Raw genomic sequence first — 16,378 nt, 5'->3', positions numbered from 1 at the left:
TCGATCTCGCGCCCAAACTTAAAGTACGGTCGTCCACAAAGTTTGACGACGGGGGCGACCATGACGACCGACGTGCTCACCGGCTCACTGCGCGGCGCGCCCTGGCGGCGGCTCGCCGTGCTGGGCGACAGTGTCGCCGAGGGGCTGGGCGACCCGGTCGACGGCTACCCGCCGCCGCCGTGGGCCGACCGGCTCGCCGACCTGCTGCGCGAACAGCAGCCCGGCCTGGCCTACGCCAACCTCGGCGTGCGCGACCTGCGCGCCGCCCAGGTCCGGGACACCCAGCTCGCCGCGGCCCTGGACTTCCGGCCGGACCTGGCCGTGGTCGCCGCCGGTGGCAACGACATGCTGCGCCGCTCGTTCGACCCCGTCGCGGTCGAGGAAACGCTTTCCGAGATCGTCTCCGCCCTGCGCGCGGCCGGCGCCGCCGTGGTGGTCATGGGCCTGTTCGACATCTCCCGGTCCCCGGTCGCCGACGAGGACCGGCGCGACGGGCTCCGGGTGCGCCTGACTCAGCTCGCGCGGCTGACCCGCCGCGTCGCCGACCGCCACGGCGCCTGGTACATCGACCTCGGTGACCACCCGGCCTCCGCCGACGCGGGGATCTACAGCGCCGACCGGCTGCACGTCAACGCCCGCGGCCACGCGATCGTCGTCACCGAAACGGTCCGCAGGCTCGCCGCGGAGCTGTCGTGCTGACCCGGCAGCAGGTCGTCGAGGGCGTCACCGGCCAGTACGACCTGTTCGCCGGGCTCGTCGAGTCGGCCGCCGACGGCTGGGACGCGCCCACCCGGTGCACGAAGTGGCGGGTCCGGGACGTCGCCGCGCACGTGGTCGGCAACGCCGTCGACAGCGCGGCGGGCACCATCGGCAGGCGCACCCCCGACGAGCAGGCTACGGCTCTCGCGCACCACGAGCCCGCCGAGCTGGCCGCGATGCTCCGCGAAGCCAACGGGAAACTCCGGGCGGCACTGTCCACACTCGACGATCGACTGTGGGCGAAGCCGAGCGGTGTGCAGGGCCGGACGGTCGGCAACGGCGTCCTGACCCTGTGGTACGACGCCTACGTGCACGGCGACGACATCCGCGCAGCGTTGGGTCGCGAGTCCGAACGGGGCAGCGGGCTGACCGCCGCCGTGCACTGGGTGGCGGAGTCCTTGCGTCAGAAGGGCTGGGGACCCGCACGCCTGGAACTGCGCGGTTTCGGCCCGGTTGACATCGGCCGCGGCGGAGGCACAGTCGAGGCGGACGCGCTGGACTTCGTGCTCACCGCCTCCGGCAGGCGCGACCCGGCCGCGCTCGGCCTCGGCCGCGACGTCAACGTCTACTCACGCTGACTTCTGGGCCGCGGCGTACGCGAGCTTGTCCGGGTTGACGACCGTGTGCAGCGCGATCAGGCCGTCCTCACCCGGTTCGAGCAGCACGACCCCGAACAGCTCGCCGTGCAGGTGCATCGCGAGGCCGGGCGAGCCGTTGATCGAGCGCACCGCGAACTCGATCTGATCCGCACGCGGGTCGCGGTGCAGACCGGCGACGTACCGGGCGACGCGGTCGCGGCCGAGGATCGGGCGGCGGGCCGCGCTGACCTTGCCGCCGCCGTCCGCCCAGGACACGACCTGGTCGGCGAACATCCGCTCCAGCGCGGCCAGATCGCCGTCGACGGTGGCGGCGAGGAAGCGCTCCACGATCTCGCGGCGCTGCTCGGTCGTCGCGGTGAAGCGTTTGCGCCCGTCGCCGACGTGCTGCCGCGCGCGGCGGTAGAGCTGGCGGACGTGGGATTCGTCGAGGTCGAGGATCTCACCGATCTCGCGGTGGCTGTGGCCGAACGCCTCACGCAGCACGAACGCCGCGCGCTCCGGCGGGGTCAGCCGTTCCAGCAGGAAGAGCAGTCCCATCGACAGCGAGTCGCGCTGCTCCGCGGTCTCCAGCGGGCCCAGCTCGCCGTGCTCGGTGAACACCGGCTCCGGCAGCCACGGCCCGGTGTACAGCTCGCGCCGCGCCCGCGCGGAGGTGAGCCGGGTCAGGCACAGGTTCGTGACGACCTTCGTCAGCCACGCCTCCGGCACGTCGACGCCGTCGGCGGCGTCCCAGCGCAGGTAGGCCTCCTGCACGACGTCCTCGGCCTCGGACGCCTCGCCGAGCAGCCGGTAGGCCAGGCCGAGCAGGCGCGGGCGGTTGGCTTCGAAACGGGCGAGGCGGTCCACGCCTCCCAGGATGCCAGTTACCGGCCCTGCTGCGGATCGAAATCGTCGTGCTCGTCACCCGAGGACGTGCCCTGCTCGCCGCGCAGCACCTCCTGCTCCTCGGGGGAGGAGTCCTCGGCGCCGGGCAGGTCGTCGCGGGCGTCGTCGTGCTTGCGTTCCATGCGCCCGGGCTACCCGGCCGCGGGCCGCCGAAACGGGTCAGGCCGGTGGTTCGGTGGTGCGGTAGATGGTGGTCAGCCACACGTCGAGCAGCACGTCGACCGCGTTCGCCTCCAGCACGGCCGGCTCGTCGCCGGCGAAGGTGGCGTACAGGACGCGCTCGTTCATCAGGTTCAGGGCGATCGCCAGCTCCCGCGCCGGCCGTCCGGGCGGGGCCGCGCCGCGCGCCCGCTCGGCCTCGATGGCCTCCGCGGTGCGGCTGACCCAGGTCCCCATCATCCCCGCCCACAGGTCCCGCACCTCGGCGTTGGTGTGGCGGGCCTCCGCGGCGGCGAGCGCGACCGAGCGGTGCGCCCGGAACGTCGTGTAGATGGCGTCCAGGCACTGCCGCCAGCGCTCCGCGGGGGTCGGGGCGGGGTGGTCGAACACCGCCGAGGACGCCCGGTCGGCCTCCTCGGTGACCCGGTCCAGCAGCGTGAGCAGCACCGCGTCCTTGGAGCGGAAGTAGAAGTAGAACGTCGGCCGGGAAATGCCCGCGCCACGCGCGAGGTCGTCGATCGAGATGTCGCTCAGCGGCCGGTCCGCCAGCAGCCGCTCGGCGGTGGCGAGGATCGCCAGCTCCCGCTCGTCACCGCTGGGCCGGGGCGCGCGGCGGCCGCGGGCCGGGCGGTTGCGGACGGCGGGATCGGTGGCCATGCGCTCACCGTATCAGGTGGTCCAACACTTTGTCGGCGTTCTCGACAGGGTGTTGACCATGTCGACATACCGTTGGTACGTTGCGGTGGCAGACGCCTGAGGAACGGGGGAGCGATGACGCTGGAACACGTCGACGTCCTGATCGTCGGTGCCGGGTTGTCCGGGATCGGCGCCGCCAGCCACCTGCAGGCCGAGTGCCCCGGCCGCACCTACGCGATCTTCGAGTCGCGCGGCGCGATCGGCGGCACCTGGGACCTGTTCCGCTACCCGGGCGTCCGCTCCGACTCGGACATGTTCACGCTCGGCTACTCGTTCGAGCCGTGGACCGACGCGAAGGCGATCGCGGACGGCCCGTCCATCCGCGAGTACGTGCGGACCACCGCGCGCAAACGCGGCATCGACCGCAGGATCCGGTTCCACCACCGCGTGGTGCGCGCGGAGTGGTCGTCGGACCAGGCACTGTGGACGGTCGAGGCGGAGCGCACCGACACGGGTGAACGGGTGCGGATCACCTGCGACTTCCTGTTCGTCAACTCCGGGTACTACCGCTACGACCAGGGTTACGCGCCGGAGTTCCCGGGCCAGGACGAGTTCGCCGGCACCGTCGTGCACCCGCAGCACTGGCCGGAGGACCTGGACTACACCGGCAAGCGCGTCGTCGTGATCGGCAGCGGCGCCACGGCCGTGACGCTGCTGCCCGCGATGGCAGGCGACGCGGCGCACGTGACGATGCTGCAGCGCTCGCCCAGCTACGTGCTGTCGCTGCCGGGCACCGATCCGGTCGCCGACAAGCTGCGCGGCGTGCTGCCGCCGAAGGTGGCCTATCCGATCGTGCGGTGGAAGAACGTGCTGTCCGCCATGCTGTTCTTCCAGCTCAGCCGCCGCACCCCGGCGTTCGTGCGGAAGTTCCTGCGCAAGGCGGTGTCCGCGCAGCTGCCACGCGGGTTCGAGGTGGACCGGCACTTCAACCCCAGCTACGACCCGTGGGACCAGCGGGTGTGCTTCGTGCCGGACGGCGACCTGTTCAAGGCCGTCCGCAGCGGCAAGGCCGACATCGTCACCGACACCATCGAGAAGTTCACCCCTGAGGGCGTGCGGTTGTCCTCGGGCCGGGTGCTGGAGGCCGACGTCATCGTCACGGCCACCGGCCTGAACCTGCTGCCGTTCGGCGGGCTGGACCTGGTGGTCGACGGCGAGCCGGTGGAGATCGGCGAACGCCTGGCGTACAAGGGCATGATGCTCTCCGGCGTGCCGAACTACGCGTTCACCATCGGCTACACGAACGCGTCCTGGACGCTGAAGGCCGACCTCGTCGCCGGGTACGTGTGCCGCCTGCTCAACCACCTCGACGAGCACGGCTACACCACCTGCACCCCGGTGCCGCCGCCGTCGGTCCGCGGGACCGAGCCGCTCATCGACCTCAAGTCCGGGTACGTGCTGCGCAGCATCGACAAGCTGCCCAAGCAGGGCCCGGCCGCGCCGTGGCGGCTGTTCCAGAACTACCCGCGCGACGTGCTGCTGATGCGGCACGGGTCGCTGACGGACGACGCCATGCGGTTCACCCGCACCGCCAAGCAGGCGAAGGAGCGGGTGGCCTGATGCGCGACTACGTGTTCGACGGCGGCACGGCCGTGGTGACCGGGGCGGCCAGCGGGATCGGCGAGGCGCTGGCGCACGCGCTGGCCGCGCGGGGCTCGGACCTGGTGCTGCTGGACCGCGACGCCGACCGGCTGGCGGCGGTGGCCAAGGCCGTGCGGACGGGCGTGGACGTCTCCACCCACGTGGCCGACCTGGCCTCGGCGGAGGAGACCGCCGCGGCCGCCGAGCGGGTGCTGGCCGAGAACCCGCGGCTGACGTTGCTGATCAACAACGCCGGGGTCGCGCTGGGCGGCCGGTTCGACGAGGTGACGCTGGAGGAGTTCGGCTGGGTCGTGGACGTCAACTTCCGCGCCCCGGTCCAGCTGACGCACGCGCTGCTGCCCGCGCTCAAGGCCGCGCCCGGCTCGCACATCGCCAACGTGTCCAGCCTGTTCGGGCTGATCGCGCCGCCCGGCCAGTCGGCGTACTCGGCCAGCAAGTTCGCGATCCGCGGGTTCACCGAGGCGATCCGGCACGAGCTGGCCGGCCAGGTCGGGGTCACGTCGGTGCACCCGGGCGGCATCCGCACCCGGATCGCGGAGTCCGCGCGCGTGGGCAGCGGCGTGGCCGGCGGGATGGATACGCGGCAGTGGGAACGCGTGCTGCGGATGGACCCGGCGAAGGCCGCGGCGGTCATCGTGGACGCGATCGAGCACCGCAAGCCGCGGGTGCTGATCGGCCGGGACGCGAAGATCCTCGACCTGCTGGTGCGGCTGCTGCCCGGCGCGCACAGCCGGCTGCTGGGCAGGTTGCGGTGACCGTGGACTTCGTGGACGTGCGCGGGCGGCGGGCCCGCTACCGGGCCGATGGCGACGGGCCGCCGGTCCTGCTGCTGCACGGGATCGGCCGGAGCCTGCGGGACTGGTCCGAGCAGCAGGACCTGCTCGCCGGCTCGTACCGCACCTACAGCGTCGACCTCGCCGGCTTCGGGATGTCGGAACCGTTGCCGGGCAAGCACACGCTCGCCGCGCTGGCCGGGTTCGCGGCGGACTTCCTGGACGCGGTGGGGGAGACGCGGCCGGTGCACGTGGCCGGGAACTCGCTCGGCGGCGCGGTCGCGATGCGGTTGTCGGTCGACGCGCCGGAGCGGGTGCGGAGCCTGGCGCTGGTGAACAGCGCGGGGTTCGGCCGCGAGGTGACCATCGCGCTGCGGCTGCTGGCGTTGCGGCCGCTGGGGAAGCTGCTGCTGCGCCCCAGTGTGGCCGGGGCGGTGCGGACCGAGCGGGCGCTGTTCCACGACCGCAAGTTCGCGACGCGGGAGCGGGTCGAGCACGCGCTGGAGATCGCCCGGCAGCCGCACGCCGCGCGGGTGATGCTGGAGACGGCGCGCGGGCTCGGCGGTTTCCGCGGCGTGCGGGAGGACTGGCGGGCCGAGCTGATCGAGGCGGTGGCCGCGCGGGCCCTGCCGACGCTCGTCGTGTGGGGCGACCGCGACCTCATCCTGCCCGCCCTGCACCTCGACGCCGCCCGGCGCGCGTTGCCGCACGCGCAGACCCGGCTGTTCACCGACACCGGGCACATGCCGCAGATCGAGCGCGCCGCGGAGTTCCACGACCTGGTGACGCGCTTCTGGGCGGAGCAGGTCAGCCCCAGGTGAGCGGGTCGAGGTGGAGGTAGAACCGCAACCGGCCGGCGTCCGGCGCCGTGCCGTACCGCTCGGCGAACTCCGCGTCCGCGGCCCTCGCCCATTCCTCGTCCGGCCAGGTCTCCCTGGCGTTGGCCAGCAGCAGCGCGAGGTCGGCGTGGCGGTCGGCCCGGCCGAGGCGCCCTAGATCGACGAAGCCCGTGACCGCGTGGGTCCCGGGGTCGACGACGATGTTGGGCAGGCAGAGGTCGCCGTGGCAGACCACGGTGTCGGTGGCCTCCTCGGCGCGACGCCGCTCGACCTGCGGCACGAGACGCGCCAGCAGTTCCGGCGGCGGGGTGCTTTGCTGCTCGACGGGCAGGAATTCCGGGTTCACCGCACCACGGGCGACGACGTCCCGCGCCACGGCGACCATCGTGTCCAGGTCGCGGCTGAACGGGCAGTCGTCCGCGGGCAGGTCGTGCAGCCGCCGCACCGCGTCCGCGATGTGCGGCCAGGCGCGGCCGAGGTCGTCGGCGGACAGCCGGTCGGCCGGCACGCCTGGAACCGCGCTGGTCACGAGGCAGGCGCCGGTCTCGCCGGAGTGCCAGTCCAGCACCCGTGGTCCCGGCACGCCCTGCCCGGCGAGCCAGGCGATCCGGTCGCGTTCGTGCCGCAGGCCGGGCGCGTCCGCGGGCGGCACGTGCTTGGCGTAGCGGTCGCCGTCGGCGCTGCGGACCACCGCGGCGCCCGACTCGCCACCGGTGACCGGACGCCAGCCGGGATGATCGTGCATCGCGTCAGGCTATCGATTCAGGACCAGAGCGTGACCGGCCGCGGCACTCGCTCCCCGTCCAGCGTCCACGTGCTCGTCGAAGAAGGTCACGTGCCCGGTGGTCTGGTGGCGTTCGGGGCGGGGACCGGGCGCGTGTGCGGTGGGTGCTTGGCGCGCAACGGTTGCCGCCGACGCCATGCGCCCGGGTTGCCGCTGACTGGGCGTCACCTGGGTGATCGGGCTGTCGGTTCAGGACCAAGGCGTGACCGGCCGCGGCACTCGCTCCCCGTCCAGCGTCCACGTGCTCGTCGGAGAAGGCCACGTGCCCGGTGATCTGGTGGCGTTCGGGGCGGGGACCGGGCGGGTGTGCGGTGGGTGCTTGGCGCGCAACGGTTGCCGCCGACGCCGTGCGCCCGGGTTGCCGCTGGCTGGGCGTCACCTGGGTGATCGGGCTGTCGGTTCAGGACCAGGGTGTGACCGGCCGCGGCACTCGCTCTCCGTCCAGCGTCAGGTCCATGTGCTCGTCGAAGAAGGCCACGTGCCCGGCGAGCTGCACGGCGGTTGCCGCCGACGCCATGCGCTCGGGTTGCCGCCGACCGCGCGTCACCTGGGTGATCCGGCTGTCGATTCAGGACCAGGGTGTGACCGGCCGCGGCACTCGCTCCCCGTCCAGCGTCACGTCCACGTGCTCGTCGAAGAAGGCCACGTGCCCGGCGAGCTGCGCGGCGTCCGGGAGCGGCTTCTCGTACGCCCACGCGAGGTCCGGGTGCGTCCGGCCGCCGACCTCGGCCGACCAGTACCGCGCCCGCCCCTTGTAGGCGCATGTGGTCTCGCGGGCCGACTCGCGCAGCCTGCTGAAGTCCACATCGGACGGTGGCAGGTACAGCCGCGGCGGCAGGGACGTCTCGAACACCAGCAGCGGCGCCTTCGTGTCCGCCAGCGCCACCCCGTCGACCTCCACCCGCACGTGCCGCGAGCTGCGCCGCACGTCGACGCGGTGGAACGGGTCGCGCGGGTGGGACACGATCGGCTCGTCCTCTTCGAGCCACTCGTCGAACGCGTCGAAGTCGGTGATCACGTACTCCGCCAGATCCGGGTCGTCCGGCCGGAACCCGGCGCCCTCCAGGACCACCCCGTCCAGGCTCAGCGTGAGCGGCGCGCCCGCGGTGGTGTGCGCGGCGAACCCGGTGCTCGGGTCCAGCACACCGGTGTTGGGCCCGAGCGACACCGGGTGCCACTCGACGTCGGACGGCGGGGCGGGCGTGAGCGAGGCGTGGACGTCGGCCGCCGGGAAGGCGTACTGCGGCACCACCCGCCGCGGCTCCCACACCAGGGCCGCCCGGCGGGAATCGGCGAACACCTTCCCGCCGGCCACCGCCCGCACCCGCTTGCGCGTCGGCTCGAACCGCAGTTCGGGCAGCTCACGCGCCTGACGAAGGCTCAGCTGCAGCGCCATCGCCCCACTGTCCGCCCCGCCGGCCCGCGCGTCAACGCCGCAGCGCCTTGCGCGCCAGCCAGTTGCCGAGGAACTGCGCGCCCTGCACCAGCACGATGATCGTCACCACCGCCAGCCACGTCACCACCCAGTCGAACCGGTGGTAGCCGTAGGTGATGGCGAAGTCACCGAGCCCGCCGCCGCCGACCGCGCCCGCCACCGCCGTCATGTCGACGATCGCGACGAACACGAACGTGTAGCCCAGGACCAGCGGCCCGAGCGCCTCCGGCACCAGCAGCGTGAGGATGATCCGCAGCGAGCTCGCGCCCATCGCCCGCGCCGCCTCGATCACGCCGGGGTCGATGGTGACCAGGTTCTGCTCGACGATCCGCGATATCCCGAACGTCGCCGCGAACACCAGCGCGAACGTCGCCGCCGCGGTGCCCAGCTGGGTGCCGACGACGAAGATCGTCACCGGCCCGATCGCGGTGATGAAGATGATGAACGGGATCGGCCGGATGATGTTCACCAGCACGTTGAGCACGGTGAACACGAACCGGTTCGCCAGCAGCCCGCCCGCGCGCGTCGTGTAGAGCAGGATGCCCAGCACCAGCCCGAGCGCGCCGCCGACGACCAGCGTCACCACGGCCATGCCCAGCGTCTGCGCGATGGCCTCCCAGAACACCGGGCCGAGGGTCTCCCAGTCCAGGCTCATGCCGCGATCTCCTCGATCTCGGTGGTGGTGCGCAGGTCCGCGATCAGGGCGTCCACGTCGGCGTCGGCGCCGATCAGTTCGAGCGTCAGACCGCCGAACGACCGGCCGGACAACGCGGTGATGCCGCCGTAGACGATCTCGAACCGCACGTTGTGCTTGCCGACCGCGTCGGACAGCACCGCGCCCAGCCTGCCGTCGTCGTGCACCTTCGCCGACACCAGCCGCCCGCCGTGCCGCGCCCGGATGCGGTCCAGGTCCGCGCCGTCCGGGGTGTCCCGCACGACCGACCCGACGAACCGCTGCGCCGTGCGCGTCTTCGGCGACGAGAACACCTCGAACACGCTGCCCTGCTCGATCACCCGGCCGGAGTCCAGCACCGCGACCCGGTCGGCGATCTCACGCACCACCTCCATGTCGTGGGTGATCACCACGATCGTCACGCCCAGCTCGGTGTTGACCCGCTTGAGCAGCCGCAGCACCTCGCCGGTGGTCTCCGGGTCGAGCGCGCTGGTGGACTCGTCGGCGAGCAGGATCTTCGGGTTCGTCGCCAGCGCGCGGGCGATCCCCACGCGCTGCTTCTGCCCGCCGGAGAGCTGGTCCGGGTAGTGCCACGCCTTGTCGGTGATGCCGACGAACTTCAGCAGCTCGGCCACCCGCGCCTTCCGGCGCGCCTTGTCCCACCCGGCGATCTTCAACGGGTAGGCCACGTTGCCGAACACCGTGCGCGAGCGGAACAGGTTGAACTGCTGGAAGATCATGCCGATCCCGGCCCGCACTTCACGCAGCTCCCGCTCGCGCAGCGTGGTCAGGTCCACGCCGTCGACGAGGACCCGCCCGGAGGTGACCGGTTCCAGCGCGTTGATCAGCCGGACCAGCGTGCTCTTGCCCGCGCCGGAGTAGCCGATGATGCCGAAGACCTCGCCGGCGGCGATGGTCAGGTCGACGTCTTCCAGGGCCGTGACGTCACCGAACCGCTTGGTGACGCCCTGGAACTCGATTAGCGCGTTCACTTCTTCGCGGCCCGCACGGTCTGCTCGAGGCGGTCCAGGATCGCCTGCAGGTCGGTGTTCGGGCGCTCGACCAGCACGGCGGTGTTCTTCGACTCGGCCTTCACCTCGCCGGCCACCCGCGGATCGCGGTAGAGCTGGGCGAGCTTGAGGTAGGTCGGGTTGTCCTTGTCCTGCGCGCGGGTGACGAAGGTGTTGATGTAGGGCTCGGCCGAGGGGTTCGCCGGGTCGTCGTTGAACAGCGCCTTCGACGGGTCGAGGTTCGCGTCCAGGGCGAAGTTGTTGTTGACGATCGCGCCGTCGACCGAGGGGAGCGCGGCCACGGTCTGGGAAGCGTCCACCGGCGTCACGGTCACCTTGGAGGCGGCCTGGTCGATCTCGGCCGGCGTGGACAGCACGTTCCCGCCGCCACGCAGCGAGATCAGGCCGGCCGACTGCAGCACCAGCAGGGCGCGCGCCTGGTTGGTCGGGTCGTTCGGGATCGCGATCCGGCCGCCTGCCGGGATGTCGGCGAGGGTGGCGTGCTTGCGCGAGTAGAGGCTCAGCGGCACCACGTAGGTCGAGCCGATCGGGGTGAGGTCCTGGTTCGCGCTGACGTTGTAGTTTGCGAGGAACAGCAGGTGCTGGAACAGGTTCACGTCCAGCTGGCCCTGCGCGAGCGCCGGGTTGGCCTGGGTGTAGTCGGAGAAGTTGACCAGTTCCAGGTCGATGCCGTTGTCGGCGGCGATCTGCCGGAAGGTCTTCCAGTAGTCGGCGCCGGCGTCGGTCACGCCGATCTTCACGGTGGTGTGACCGGCGGTGGTGCCGGAGTCCGATGTCGTGTTGACGACGATCAGGACCACGGCGACGAGGACGACGACCACGGCGAGGATGACGCCGATCAGCGGGCCACGCTTCCGGCGCGGCTTTTCGGGGAGGATGGCGTCGTCTGGGGTGTTTTCGGACATGGCGCCATCCTGCCGACGATCACCGGGTTGGGGGACTGCTGTCCCGCCTGGTGATCGGCGGCAGGATGGATTTGCCTTCGATCGTCCGGTTGTGCTAGTGGATCATCCGCGGTAGCGGCCCTGGGTCTGGACGTTCAGCTCGTCCATCCGGACCGACTTCGCGCTCGCCGTGCGCGGGTCGTGCAGCGCGAACACGTCCAGCCCCTTCTGGATGTCGGAGGAGTAGATGTGGCCGTTGTAGTAGTAGGCCGACCACGACCCGCCGACGATCAGCTGCTCGGTGGACAGCGGCCCGCGCTCCCAGTGCGCCAGCTCCTTCGGGTGGGCGGAGTCGGTGAAGTCCCACACCGAGATCCCGCCCTGGTACCAGGCCTGCACCATGATGTCGCGGCCCTTGACCGGGATCAGCGAGCCGTTGTGCGCCACGCAGTTCTCGGTCGCGGCCTGCTCGCGCGGGATCTTGAAGTAGCTCGCGAAGCGCAGGCTGCGGTCGTCGCCGCGGCCGGTGATGTCGTAGATCGCGTCCGCGCCGCGGACCGCGCCGATCCCCGCCGAGCACGCCGGCTGGCCGCCGCCGCCCAGCTCGTCGGTGAAGACGACCTTGGTGCCGTCGTTGTTGAACGTCGCCGAGTGCCAGAACGCGAAGTTGGTGTCGTCCTGGACCTGCTCGATGATCCGCGGGTGCTCCCGGTCGGAGATGTCGAACAGCACGCCGTCACCCATGCACGCGCCCGCCGCCAGGTCCTTGTCCGGGTAGGCGGTGATGTCGTGGCAGCCGGAGGTGGCGGTGACGTAGTGGTTCGGGAAGGTGCCGGGGATGCCGGGGTTGCCGCCCTCCGGGCCGAAGACCACCGGCTCGTTGACGACGGCCGCGGCGGCCGGGTTGCGCACCGGGACCTTGACCACGGAGATCAGGTCGTGCGGCGGCTGGCAGTCCGGGAATTCCGGGCGCGGGCTGTAGGAGGAGACGTAGAGGTAGACGTCCTTGCCGTTCTTGCCCGGCACCAGCGTGTGGGTGTGCGAACCGCACTTCGTCTCGACCGCGGCCACGTACTTCGGGTTGGCCAGATCGCTGATGTCGAAGATCTTGATGCCCTCCCACGAGTTCTGGTTCGTGGCGGGCTGGCCGGTGCTGGCGCAGGAGTTGTCGCTGCGTGAGGAGTCGGTGGACAGGAACAGCAGGTCGCCGGACACCGACACGTCGTTCTGCGAGCCGGGGCAGAGGACCTGGCTGACGATCTTCGGCTTGCTGGGCTTTTTGATGTCGTAGATCGTGAAGCCGTTGTAGTTGCCGACGATCGCGTGGTCGTCGGTGAACGCGATGTCCGTGCCGAAGGCGTCCACGTTGTCGAACGGGGCCTGCTTCGGGATGTTCGCCAGGTGCTGGATGTTGCGGGACTGGCTGACCTCGTCGACCCCCGGAATGCCGGGAGCGGCCGACGCCGGTGCGGCGCCGAGTGTGGTCAGCGACAGGGCGATCGCGCCGGCGAGCGCGAAGAGCCGGCGTCTGCGTTGCGTCCCCGGAGCCACGTGGCCAACCCCTTTCGTTCGGAAGAAATACGAAGTATGCCCGGATCCTCGGTGGCGAGGACAGCGCCGAAAGTAGGCTTTTCCTGCGGTACGGTCGCGGGAACGGACGAGTGCGAGGAGGCCTGGGTGCGGGCGTTCGTCGTGGGAACGCTGCTGGCCGCGGCGGTGCTGGCGTCGGCGTGCGCAGCCGAGCCGGAGGCGCCGCCGGTCGTGGTGCCCGGTGCGCCAGGGGAGCCGGCCCGCACGCTGCCCGCGGACGAGGCGGGCTCGGCGGTGCCGGCGAACCGGCACAACGACGCCGACGTGTCGTACGCGCAGCGGATGATCATGCACCACCAGCAGGCGATCCGGATGGGCGAGCTGGCGCCGGCGCGGGCCGCGCGGGAGGACGTGAAGGGCCTGGCGGCCCGCATCACCGCGACGCAGGCGCCGGAGATCACGTCGATGACGGCGTGGCTGCGGCAGCGGGGGCTCGAGGTGCCGGGGGAGCACGCCGGTCACCACGGCTCGCACGGGCCCATGCCGGGGATGGCGACCGAGGATCAGCTGGCCGCGCTGGCGGCCGCGACGGGCCCCGAGTTCGACCGGATGTTCCTGCAGCTGATGACAGCGCACCACGAGGGCGCGATCACCATGGCGACGGAGGTGCTGAGCGCCGGTTCGGACGTCTTCGTGGAGGAAATGGCGACCGACGTGATCGCCTCCCAGAGCGACGAGGTGACGCGGATGCGCTCGATGGCGGGCTGATCCGGCACCCGGAGAGGGGCTGCCTCGACTGCCCTCGGCCCAGGGCAGCCCGGCCGGGGCCGGGCGCGCTGAGCGGTGCACTGGCCACCCGCGCCCGCTACCGGCGGGCCCTGCTGCGCTCGCCGCCTCTGGCGGCGTGCCCGCCGCTCCCTGCGGTGCGCCCGCCGCTCCCTGCTACCCGCCGCTCCCTGCGCTGCTACCCGCCGCTCCCTGCGCTGCTACCCGCCGCTCCCTGCGGTGCCACTCGCCGCTCTCGCCACCGGCCAGCTCGCCGCGCCTGCCGCTTCCGGCGGCCCTACTACGCGCTCGCCGTCCGCCGCTTCAGGCGGCCCCTCTGCCACAGAGCGCCGCCGAGCATGCCGCGTCTGCGGCCTGCCTTGCTGGGTCTGCAGCGCTTGCCGCGCTCGCGGCCCCCTGCGGTGCCACTCGCCGCTCGCCACCGGCCAGCTTGCCGCGCCTGCCGCCGCGGTCCGCCGCTCTCGGCAGCAGCCAGCTCGCCGCGCTCACCGTCGCTCCCGGCGGCGCGGTCCGCCGCCGTGCGCGCCGCCCTGCCGCGTCTGCGGCCTGCCTTGCTGGGTCTGCAGCGCTTGCCGCGCTCGCGACCCCCTGCGGTGCCACTCGCCGCTCGCCATCGGTTAGCTTGCCGCGCCTGCCGCTGCGGGCCGCCGCTCTCGGCAGCAGCCAGCTCGCCGCGCTCACCGCCGCTCCCGGCGGCGCGGTCCGTCGCCGTGTGCACCGCCCTGCCGCCGCCACCCGCTACCCCGTCCCCATCGCCCCGCCGCCGTGCGCACCGCCCTGCCGCCGCAGCCCGCTACCCCGTCCGCATCACCCCGCGGCCGTGCGCACCACCCCGGGGAGCATTCCCTCACCCCCCACGCAGGGGCCGGGCACGTCACCCGCCGGTTGCACTTCGAGGGTGATTCCTCCTCTCCGTGGTGCGGCGCGCGCCACCGAGGAGGATGGTGGAACCCATGGCGGAGCCGAACGTGACGGGATGGGCCGCGGCCGGCGGCGTCCTCATCCTGGCGATCATCGCGTCCGCCGCCCTCGGTGACGCGTGGTACTTCCTCGCCGGTGTGATGGCGGGCCTCGGCCTGCTGGCCGGCATGCGGTCGAGCACGCCCTCGAACTGAGGCGGGTTCAGCCGAGTGTTGCCCGGAGGCGGTTGAGCGCTCGGTGCTGCACCACGCGCACCTGGTTCACCGACAACCCCAGCGCCGCGGCCGTCTCTTCCGCCGTCAGGCCTGCCGCGACACGCAGCAGCACGATCTCCCGCTCCACGCCGGGCAGCGCCAGCACCGGTGAATCGGCCTCGGGGGAGCGTGCTCCGGCCACCGTCTGCGCCGTCAGTTCGTACACGAGCGCCGGGAAGGAGCCCGTCCAGCCGGGCAGCGCGTGCAGGATCGCCAGGCAGGCTTCCTGCGCCACCTCGTCCGCGCCCCGGCTCAGCCGCGCCCGGCAGTACCGCACCACGACCGGCGTCACCGCGGCGACCAGTTCCCCGATCGCCCCCGTCTCGCCACCGGCGGCGGCCGCCACCAGGTCCGCGCCGGGAAGCCGCGCGCTCATCACGTCCTGCGCCGCCATCGCGCTCCCCCTCCTCGACAACTCCCACGCGCGAACCGCCCGCCTGGTTGCCTCCGCCGCTAAGGTGATCATCATGCGGCTCGCAGTGGCGGTCATCGCGGCGGTTCTGGCCCTCGGCGCGGCTCCGGCGGCCGCCGCGCCCCGGCCGCTCACCGTCGCCAGCTACAACATCCACGCGGGCGCCGGGCAGGACGGCGTCTTCGACCTCGCCCGCACCGCCGCCGCGATCCGCGACCTGCACGCGGACGTCGTGGGGCTGCAGGAGGTCGACGTCCACTGGGACGCGCGCAGCGAGTACCGCGACGAGGCCACCGAACTCGCACGCGCCCTGAAGATGCACGTGTTCTTCGCGCCGATCTACGACCTCGACCCGCCCGCCCCCGGTGCGCCGCGCCGCCAGTACGGCCTCGCCGTGCTGAGCCGCTTCCCGATCGTCGCCGCGCGGAACCTCGAGATCACCCGGTTGTCGACGCTCACCCCGGACGCCACCCCAGCCCCCGCGCCGGGTTTCGCGGAGGTCACCGTCGCCGCGCACGGCGGGCCGGTCCGCGTCTACGCCACCCACCTGGACTACCGCGCCGATCCGTCGGTGCGGCAGGCGCAGGTCGCCGACATGCTCGCCGTCCTCGACCGGCTGCCCGGCCCGGAAATCCTCACCGGCGACTTCAACGCCGAACCCGCCGCACCCGAACTCGCTCCACTGTGGACTGACCTGGCCGACGCCGACCCGCGCGCGGGGACCTACCCGGCCGCGGAACCGGTGAAGCGCATCGACTTCGTGACCGCGTCCCCGCACTTCGGGATCCGTTCCGCGCGGGCGGTCGCGACGACGGCGTCCGACCACCGGCCGGTGGTCGCCGAGCTGGACCGGATGCGGCCGGTCTCGTCGTAGCGCGCAGCGGTCACGGGGAGTTCACCCGCGGGCAACCCGAGTGCTGCCCGCGTCTCATCCGCGGAAGCGACGGTGCCTGGGTGTCCCCGGAAAGCTAGGAGTTCCCGATGGCCGAGTTCATCGCCGCCGTGATCGCCAAGATCGGCGCCACCCTGCTCGAGTCCCTCATCGCGCGGATCGCGCAGGCGCTGTTCACGGACTCGTTCGCGCCCGCCAACGCCTGATCACGCGTGCAGGAGGTGCGGCAGGACGGCGGGGTCGTCCAGCGCTGTCACGTAGAGCGCCGACCGGCCCGAAAGCGGCCAGCGCAACGGTGTGCGGCCGGGCCACGCGCTGTTCGTCACCACGACCACCGACAGTCCGGCCGCCTGTGCCGCTGGCGACGGCCTCCGATCACGGGCCGGTGGTGGCCGAGCTGGAACGGGTCCGTTCGCGCCCGCCAACGCCTGATCACGCGTGCAGGAGGTGCGGCAGGACGGCGG

At 72.4% G+C, this 16,378-nt stretch carries 18 protein-coding genes; 8 read left to right on the top strand and 10 right to left on the bottom strand.

Going from position 1 to position 16,378, the window contains the following annotated elements; translation table 11 throughout:
* The first annotated feature begins 60 nt into the window (after positions 1–60).
* Together L2C96_RS16315 and L2C96_RS16310 are read left to right on the top strand one after the other, a co-directional pair.
* Positions 61–699, top strand: a complete 639-nt coding sequence (locus L2C96_RS16315; RefSeq protein ID WP_237336797.1) for an SGNH/GDSL hydrolase family protein — start codon at positions 61–63, stop codon at positions 697–699.
* Positions 693–1,337 (top strand): maleylpyruvate isomerase family mycothiol-dependent enzyme, encoded by a 645-nt coding sequence (locus tag L2C96_RS16310; RefSeq protein WP_237336796.1) that lies wholly within the window; start codon positions 693–695, stop codon positions 1,335–1,337. Before L2C96_RS16315 ends, L2C96_RS16310 begins: the two co-directional genes overlap by 7 nt.
* Here the strand turns inward: L2C96_RS16310 and sigJ are convergent.
* Genes sigJ through L2C96_RS16295 form a run of 3 tightly spaced genes read right to left on the bottom strand, consistent with a single transcriptional unit; the run spans position 1,329 to position 3,059 of the window.
* Positions 1,329–2,204 (bottom strand): RNA polymerase sigma factor SigJ, encoded by an 876-nt coding sequence (gene sigJ, locus L2C96_RS16305; RefSeq protein ID WP_237336795.1) that lies wholly within the window; start codon positions 2,202–2,204, stop codon positions 1,329–1,331. The genes L2C96_RS16310 and sigJ overlap by 9 nt on opposite strands.
* 17 nt (positions 2,205–2,221) lie before the next feature.
* Positions 2,222–2,365, bottom strand: a complete 144-nt coding sequence (locus L2C96_RS16300; protein ID WP_237336794.1) for a hypothetical protein — start codon at positions 2,363–2,365, stop codon at positions 2,222–2,224.
* Between the two features lie 37 nt (positions 2,366–2,402).
* Positions 2,403–3,059: a TetR/AcrR family transcriptional regulator gene (locus L2C96_RS16295; RefSeq protein ID WP_020416804.1), complete on the bottom strand. Its 657-nt coding sequence runs from the start codon at positions 3,057–3,059 to the stop codon at positions 2,403–2,405.
* A 114-nt stretch (positions 3,060–3,173) separates the two neighbouring features.
* On the opposite strand from L2C96_RS16295, the gene L2C96_RS16290 reads away from it, so the two are divergent.
* The 3 genes from L2C96_RS16290 to L2C96_RS16280 are packed head-to-tail and all read left to right on the top strand — an operon-like array spanning position 3,174 to position 6,294.
* Positions 3,174–4,658 (top strand): flavin-containing monooxygenase, encoded by a 1,485-nt coding sequence (locus tag L2C96_RS16290; RefSeq protein ID WP_237336793.1) that lies wholly within the window; start codon positions 3,174–3,176, stop codon positions 4,656–4,658.
* Positions 4,658–5,455, top strand: coding sequence for an SDR family NAD(P)-dependent oxidoreductase (locus L2C96_RS16285; RefSeq protein ID WP_237336792.1), 798 nt, complete (start codon positions 4,658–4,660; stop codon positions 5,453–5,455). Before L2C96_RS16290 ends, L2C96_RS16285 begins: the two co-directional genes overlap by 1 nt.
* Positions 5,452–6,294 carry an alpha/beta fold hydrolase gene (locus L2C96_RS16280; RefSeq protein WP_020416807.1) on the top strand — a complete coding sequence of 281 codons (843 nt, stop codon included), beginning with the start codon at positions 5,452–5,454 and terminating at the stop codon, positions 6,292–6,294. The genes L2C96_RS16285 and L2C96_RS16280 overlap by 4 nt, the downstream gene beginning before the upstream one ends.
* On the opposite strand, the gene L2C96_RS16275 is transcribed toward L2C96_RS16280, so the two are convergent.
* The 6 genes from L2C96_RS16275 to L2C96_RS16250 all read right to left on the bottom strand — a co-directional run bounded on the left by L2C96_RS16275 (position 6,281) and on the right by L2C96_RS16250 (position 12,670).
* Positions 6,281–7,057, bottom strand: coding sequence for an APH(3'') family aminoglycoside O-phosphotransferase (locus tag L2C96_RS16275; RefSeq protein WP_237336791.1), 777 nt, complete (start codon positions 7,055–7,057; stop codon positions 6,281–6,283). The genes L2C96_RS16280 and L2C96_RS16275 overlap by 14 nt on opposite strands.
* Before the next feature lie 607 nt (positions 7,058–7,664).
* Positions 7,665–8,492: a DUF427 domain-containing protein gene (locus tag L2C96_RS16270; protein WP_237336790.1), complete on the bottom strand. Its 828-nt coding sequence runs from the start codon at positions 8,490–8,492 to the stop codon at positions 7,665–7,667.
* Between the two features lie 31 nt (positions 8,493–8,523).
* On the bottom strand, positions 8,524–9,186 hold the full coding sequence (locus L2C96_RS16265; RefSeq protein ID WP_237336789.1) for a methionine ABC transporter permease: 663 nt from the start codon (positions 9,184–9,186) through the stop codon (positions 8,524–8,526).
* Positions 9,183–10,196: a methionine ABC transporter ATP-binding protein gene (locus L2C96_RS16260; RefSeq protein WP_237336788.1), complete on the bottom strand. Its 1,014-nt coding sequence runs from the start codon at positions 10,194–10,196 to the stop codon at positions 9,183–9,185. Before L2C96_RS16260 ends, L2C96_RS16265 begins: the two co-directional genes overlap by 4 nt.
* Complete coding sequence (locus L2C96_RS16255) at positions 10,193–11,140, bottom strand: MetQ/NlpA family ABC transporter substrate-binding protein (RefSeq protein WP_237336787.1); 948 nt, start codon at positions 11,138–11,140, stop codon at positions 10,193–10,195. Before L2C96_RS16255 ends, L2C96_RS16260 begins: the two co-directional genes overlap by 4 nt.
* Before the next feature lie 102 nt (positions 11,141–11,242).
* A complete protein-coding gene (locus L2C96_RS16250) occupies positions 11,243–12,670 on the bottom strand; it encodes an LVIVD repeat-containing protein (RefSeq protein ID WP_237336786.1) in 1,428 nt (475 codons plus the stop codon).
* Between the two features lie 126 nt (positions 12,671–12,796).
* Here L2C96_RS16250 and L2C96_RS16245 point away from each other — a divergent pair, with 126 nt between their 5' ends.
* Both L2C96_RS16245 and L2C96_RS16240 read left to right on the top strand, forming a co-directional pair.
* Positions 12,797–13,417: a DUF305 domain-containing protein gene (locus L2C96_RS16245; RefSeq protein ID WP_237336785.1), complete on the top strand. Its 621-nt coding sequence runs from the start codon at positions 12,797–12,799 to the stop codon at positions 13,415–13,417.
* A gap of 971 nt (positions 13,418–14,388) precedes the next feature.
* Positions 14,389–14,550 (top strand): hypothetical protein, encoded by a 162-nt coding sequence (locus L2C96_RS16240; protein WP_020418839.1) that lies wholly within the window; start codon positions 14,389–14,391, stop codon positions 14,548–14,550.
* A 7-nt stretch (positions 14,551–14,557) separates the two neighbouring features.
* Here L2C96_RS16240 and L2C96_RS16235 read toward each other — a convergent pair whose 3' ends face one another.
* Entirely contained in the window at positions 14,558–15,004 is a 447-nt protein-coding gene (locus tag L2C96_RS16235) for a sigma factor-like helix-turn-helix DNA-binding protein (protein WP_237336784.1), read from the bottom strand.
* 64 nt (positions 15,005–15,068) lie between these two features.
* On the opposite strand from L2C96_RS16235, the gene L2C96_RS16230 reads away from it, so the two are divergent.
* Entirely contained in the window at positions 15,069–15,896 is an 828-nt protein-coding gene (locus tag L2C96_RS16230; protein ID WP_237336783.1) for an endonuclease/exonuclease/phosphatase family protein, read from the top strand.
* Positions 15,897–16,378: the final 482 nt, after the last annotated feature.

The organism is Amycolatopsis tucumanensis, from assembly GCF_021654135.1.
Classification (GTDB): domain Bacteria; phylum Actinomycetota; class Actinomycetes; order Mycobacteriales; family Pseudonocardiaceae; genus Amycolatopsis_E; species Amycolatopsis_E tucumanensis.
The sequence above is the reverse complement of the archived record's forward strand: the minus strand, read 5'-3'. Positions and strand labels throughout refer to the sequence as shown.

What these genes read in the sequence shown, in the direction of transcription:
- L2C96_RS16255 (WP_237336787.1), bottom strand. Translation starts at nt 11,140, where the DNA reads ATGTCCGAAAACACCCCAGACGACGCCATCCTCCCCGAAAAGCCGCGC.
- L2C96_RS16240 (WP_020418839.1), top strand. Translation starts at nt 14,389, where the DNA reads ATGGCGGAGCCGAACGTGACGGGATGGGCCGCGGCCGGCGGCGTCCTC.
- L2C96_RS16300 (WP_237336794.1), bottom strand. Translation starts at nt 2,365, where the DNA reads ATGGAACGCAAGCACGACGACGCCCGCGACGACCTGCCCGGCGCCGAG.
- L2C96_RS16235 (WP_237336784.1), bottom strand. Translation starts at nt 15,004, where the DNA reads ATGGCGGCGCAGGACGTGATGAGCGCGCGGCTTCCCGGCGCGGACCTG.
- L2C96_RS16270 (WP_237336790.1), bottom strand. Translation starts at nt 8,492, where the DNA reads ATGGCGCTGCAGCTGAGCCTTCGTCAGGCGCGTGAGCTGCCCGAACTG.
- L2C96_RS16315 (WP_237336797.1), top strand. Translation starts at nt 61, where the DNA reads ATGACGACCGACGTGCTCACCGGCTCACTGCGCGGCGCGCCCTGGCGG.
- L2C96_RS16265 (WP_237336789.1), bottom strand. Translation starts at nt 9,186, where the DNA reads ATGAGCCTGGACTGGGAGACCCTCGGCCCGGTGTTCTGGGAGGCCATC.
- L2C96_RS16275 (WP_237336791.1), bottom strand. Translation starts at nt 7,057, where the DNA reads ATGCACGATCATCCCGGCTGGCGTCCGGTCACCGGTGGCGAGTCGGGC.
- L2C96_RS16285 (WP_237336792.1), top strand. Translation starts at nt 4,658, where the DNA reads ATGCGCGACTACGTGTTCGACGGCGGCACGGCCGTGGTGACCGGGGCG.
- L2C96_RS16295 (WP_020416804.1), bottom strand. Translation starts at nt 3,059, where the DNA reads ATGGCCACCGATCCCGCCGTCCGCAACCGCCCGGCCCGCGGCCGCCGC.
- L2C96_RS16290 (WP_237336793.1), top strand. Translation starts at nt 3,174, where the DNA reads ATGACGCTGGAACACGTCGACGTCCTGATCGTCGGTGCCGGGTTGTCC.